Annotated in this window: 3 protein-coding genes and 1 pseudogene; all 4 read right to left on the reverse strand. The window is 62.5% G+C overall.

Annotated elements, in window-relative coordinates; genetic code table 11:
- Window positions 1–1,526, reverse strand: a 1,526-nt coding sequence (locus AC1D34_RS34365) for a DUF1254 domain-containing protein (RefSeq protein ID WP_476826656.1), incomplete at its 3' end; no start/stop codon positions are given.
- Window positions 1,527–1,723: 197 nt separating this feature from the next.
- Entirely contained in the window at window positions 1,724–3,166 is a 1,443-nt protein-coding gene (locus AC1D34_RS34370; protein WP_441506801.1) for a DUF1254 domain-containing protein, read from the reverse strand.
- Between the two features lie 138 nt (window positions 3,167–3,304).
- On the reverse strand, window positions 3,305–3,934 hold the full coding sequence (locus AC1D34_RS34375; protein WP_476826657.1) for a hypothetical protein: 630 nt from the start codon (window positions 3,932–3,934) through the stop codon (window positions 3,305–3,307).
- 112 nt (window positions 3,935–4,046) lie between these two features.
- A pseudogene (locus AC1D34_RS34380) lies at window positions 4,047–4,339 on the reverse strand (outer membrane protein); the annotation flags it as partial.

Here is a 4,339-nt window from a genome sequence, read left to right on the forward strand (position 1 = left end):
GGCATGGTCTGGATCCAGTTGCCGCGCTTCACCCCGGCCGGCTGAGCCGGGCTGAAGTAGACAGTTGTCGAGCCGTCGGCGTTCGGTTCTGCGGCCGGCGACGGGTAGCTTTGGCTGCCAGCGCGCGGGAAGCGCTGCGGCGTGTCCAGCATCGACCGCGTCATGTTGTCGTAAACGGTGAACGACCAGAAGTTCGCCTCCGGGATACCCTTGGGCAGTGTCACCGTATAAGTCTTGGCTCCGTCGAGGTTTTGCTTGTTCGCATCCAGCATGGACCAAAGATAGGTCGAGCCGATGCCGGGCAGGCGCATCGCCATGCCGGGCGTGATGCCGGTCACGCCGTAGAAGAAGTTCGCGCGCGCATCCATCGTCCGATAGCCGGTCGGCGGGAAGGGCTTGACGCCCTCGGGCGTGATCAACGGAATGGGAGTCTCGAACTCGTAGCCGGTCTCGAACAGATAGTTCTGCCATGACGAGTTTGGATAGTAGARCCAGCTTGGATCGCGCGCACTCATGAGCAGGGTGCGGGAGGTCGCGTTGGCGAGCGCGAGCGCGTCGCTCATGATCTTCTTCATGCGCGCGTCGGGAGCGAAAGGCTTGCCTTTGACAATGCCGATGGCGGCGACCGGTCCCATCAATTCCGGATCGAGCGAGGTGGCCGGCTCCCGCTGCACGATCTCGTTGAGCATTTCGTAAAATGTCCAGTCGTTCGGCGGAATGGTGTTCATCACCTTGCCGCTGCCTTCGTGGAACACGGTCGGCGGCGGAGGCGTGACCCGACCGAGCCTGGCCTTGCCCGCCAGGAACTCGGCGACCGGAGTGCCGACGCCGCCCGGTTCGTAGGCGTAGACCTTGGTCGATTTCCGGATGCCTTCGACCACCGGCTTGGGATCGCCGTGGTTCTCCAGGAACGACCGGCCGAACCACACGATGGTGTTTGTGCGCGCGCGAGAGATGAAGAAGCCGCCCTCCGGCAGTTCACCCTTGTAGTCCGGCGGCACGATCAGGTACTTGCCGCCCTCTCCGCGATCGGGGCCAGGGACTCCGAGGTCGACGACCCAGCGGAACCAGGCGTCCTGCACCGCGCCGAGAAACTTGGGCGGCGTCTCGATCACCACGGGGCCCTTTGTCAGATCGAGCGAGCCCATGACATAGATCGTGTCGGCGTTGGCCGTCAGGAACAGCGACTTGGCGTCCATCAGCTGCGAGAAGACGAGCACCTCGTTGTCCTTCACGCCGATGTCGTGCATGCCCTTGCGCAGCGCGTGAATGCTGACGCCCCGCAGGTTGTCCATGAAGGCACGATAAGCGTAGGTGAAGTCGAGGTTGTCGTAGAGCTTCTCCGCCGTGGCCTTGCTTGGCACGCCGTCCTTGAATTCGAGCGGGCCGAGACGCGTTTCGGCCTTGTCCGGCGTGCTGAGCGACGGCGGTATCGGCGCCTGGGCGATAGCTGACCCTGCACCGGCGGCGAGCGTTGCGGCCAAGATGCCTGCAATTGCGGGAAGCTTACTCTGGCGGAGTTTCATGACGTATACCCGTCTTTGTCAGAACGATGAAGATGCAGTTCGTCCGTTCAGAAGGTCACACAACCGCATTGCTCACTGCGGTTGCGTCTTTTTCATCCCGGCATCCGTTGAGGATGCCGATGGCCGCCGCTGTGGCGGTCGGTCGTAGGGATACGGATGGCAGTGCGCCGCGCCGGGCGCGGCGCATGCGTTCTACGTCATGATACCCGCTTGATTCCCGGCGGCTGCCATGTCCCTGCGCCCGCCGGCAGGATCGAGGGCGGCGTCGGCTTTGGCCAATAGAGGCGCATCACGAGATAAATCTTGTCATCCGGCGCCGGAAGCCAATTGGCTTCCTTGTCGGCGCCGGGGCTGTCCTTCTGGAGGTACAGCGTCAGCGAGCCGTCCGCGTCCTTCTTCATCGCCGAAAGCATCGGAGAGTTGATGAGGTAGCGATTGATTGGGTTCTTCACCAGGAACTGGCTCTTGCCGTCATACATCGTCACGGACCAGAACGCGTTCACTGGCGGCAACTGGCCAGGTGCGAAGGTGATGGTGTATTTGTGCTTGCTGCCGTCGAGCGCCTCGCCGGCAGCATCCGTCCGGGTATAGGGGTACATGGCTTCGACGGCATCGTTGCCGAGAAGGCCGCCCTTGGCGGCGCCGGCCCGCATCAGCCAATCGCCGTTGAAGAAGGCCTCGTCGCCGAAGAACGCGCCGACATTCCAGCCGTTGATGTTCTTGTTTCCGCTGGCCAGCCATTTGTCGACCTTGTCGTCGCCCTGCTTCATGGCGATCAGGATTGCGGCCTTGTGTTCGAGCGAGAGATCCTTGAACGCGAAGGTCTTGCCGGGACCGATGCCGATCTTCGCAAGTTTTGCACGAACCGCCGTGTCGCGCGCCGTCTCGGGGATGAATTGCAGGGCCGCGTCGAGATACTCGAAGAAGTTGTCCTTGATCCCGGCCGTGGTGGCGGGAACGAAGGCGATGGTCGGCGCAGCCGCCGGGGCGGGCTGCTTGAGGAAGGCCGAAAGCGGGCGCGCCTTGTAGCCGGCCTGGACCTTTTCGACATTTGACATGTCGCCGGGGTTGAAGAGCTGGGTGCGGATCAGTGCGAGTGTGAACGGCGTCGTCGATCGGAAGACCTGTTTGATCCCGGCCGGCTTTTCGCCTTTCCAGTCGGGACCGACCACGAGATAGTCGCCGGGCTCCGTGCCCGTGGCGCGCGTGCCGATATAGCCGTAATTATAGGTGTTGCCGTCGATGAGCTGGACCGAGTAGTAGCGCTCCCTTTCGATCGCCGGCACCGAAACGACCATCGGCTCAGCGCGCAAATCCAGCCAGATGAACGAGTAAGGGGTGTCGCTGTTCGGCGTGATTACGGCCGTGTCCGCCGGGGTGGCGACGTGGTGCTGGTTTTCGATTTGGTTGAACGGTGCCTTGAACTGGCCGGAGTTCTTGTCAACGGCGAACTCTTGCATGACCGCATAGTTCATTACCAGCGGCAGGCCGTAGATGAAGCCTTCCTCGGCGATGTCCTTGGCCTCGAAGACATTGGGCCATTCGGGCTTGGACTGCGCAAAGACGGGGCTGGACCTCACTGTGGCGGCGGCGAATGCGGCCATCGCAGCAGAGCCAAGCAGATCGCGTTTCGTCAGCATGTGAGGAGCTTCCTTTTGGTTCGCAACGTGTGGTCAAGCGCGCGTAGGTCGCACGTTAACGCTACGCGACCTCGGCGATGATTGACAATGGAGGGATGACCGATCCTTGGAGCGGACATCGAATTCGACAGCCGAGGGTCAGTAGCAGGGCGGGTACGGATAATATCCGCAGGCCGGTCGATAGGCATACGGGGCGTAATACGCTGCGGCACCCAGCGCGCCGGCGGCAACCGCGCCCCTGTAATAGGCTCCTCGAAATGCGCTGCGTCGCGCCACGCCGGCGAAGGACAACGGCGTAAATGGCCGGCCGATCAGGTCGATGAAGATCGACGCAGGGCCGTCGYCGCCGGCAAGGTCTCCCTCCATCACGTCGACGTCGAATGTGACCTGGTCGCCTTCGAGTTTTGGTGTTTTCAGGACCACAACCGCGTCGCGAATACCCGAGCCATCCCTTGTGAAAGCTGACACGGTCGCGTTCGGCGGGTCCTTGTAGAAGCTGTCGGGGCTCTGGTTGCCCGGCAGCCACTCCTCAAGGATATGCGCCGTGAGTTCGTGACCAGCGGACCTCACCGGGCGGTTGGCGAAGACGATGGAGTTCGGCGACAGACCGCTCAGCACCAGCTTTCCGCCCTGCAAGGTGGCGCCGCGCGCGCTCAGGACAAATAAGGACGGCACGAGTTCGGGCTTCGCGGGCGTGCCGATCGCTTTCTGCAGCGGCACATGCGGGGGAACGGCCGGCGTCGCCTGAGCTGATGCAGAGTTGGACATCAATGTCAGGGCAGAAGCCGCGACAGCATGAAGAAAGAATAGGGCGATTGTATTTCGCGCGGTTTGCATGCGCACTTCCTTCGTTTGAATTCGTTAGTGCGGTCTACTGGCTCTATTTCGGGAACAGGAACTGGAGCTGGGCCCGGAGTTGCCAATCGGCGGCTCCGCTGGGCTTTGCGACGTTGTAATAGGCTGCGAGCTGCGCATTGACCGGCTGATGGCCGATCTTGAACACCCGTCCGAAGCCCCCGCCGATCGGCACCGTCCAGCGGTCGCCATGGCCGGCCTCCCAGTCGGCGGTGATGATCGGGGACGAGGTCAGGTACCAGCCGCCGTGGAAATTGTAGTTCACGAAGGGCTGCAGCGTCATCGCGTTGACCGCGCTGCGGTTGCTCTTGCCCGCGA

The sequence above is a fragment of the Allobosea sp. P1_A7 genome (assembly GCF_056406775.1).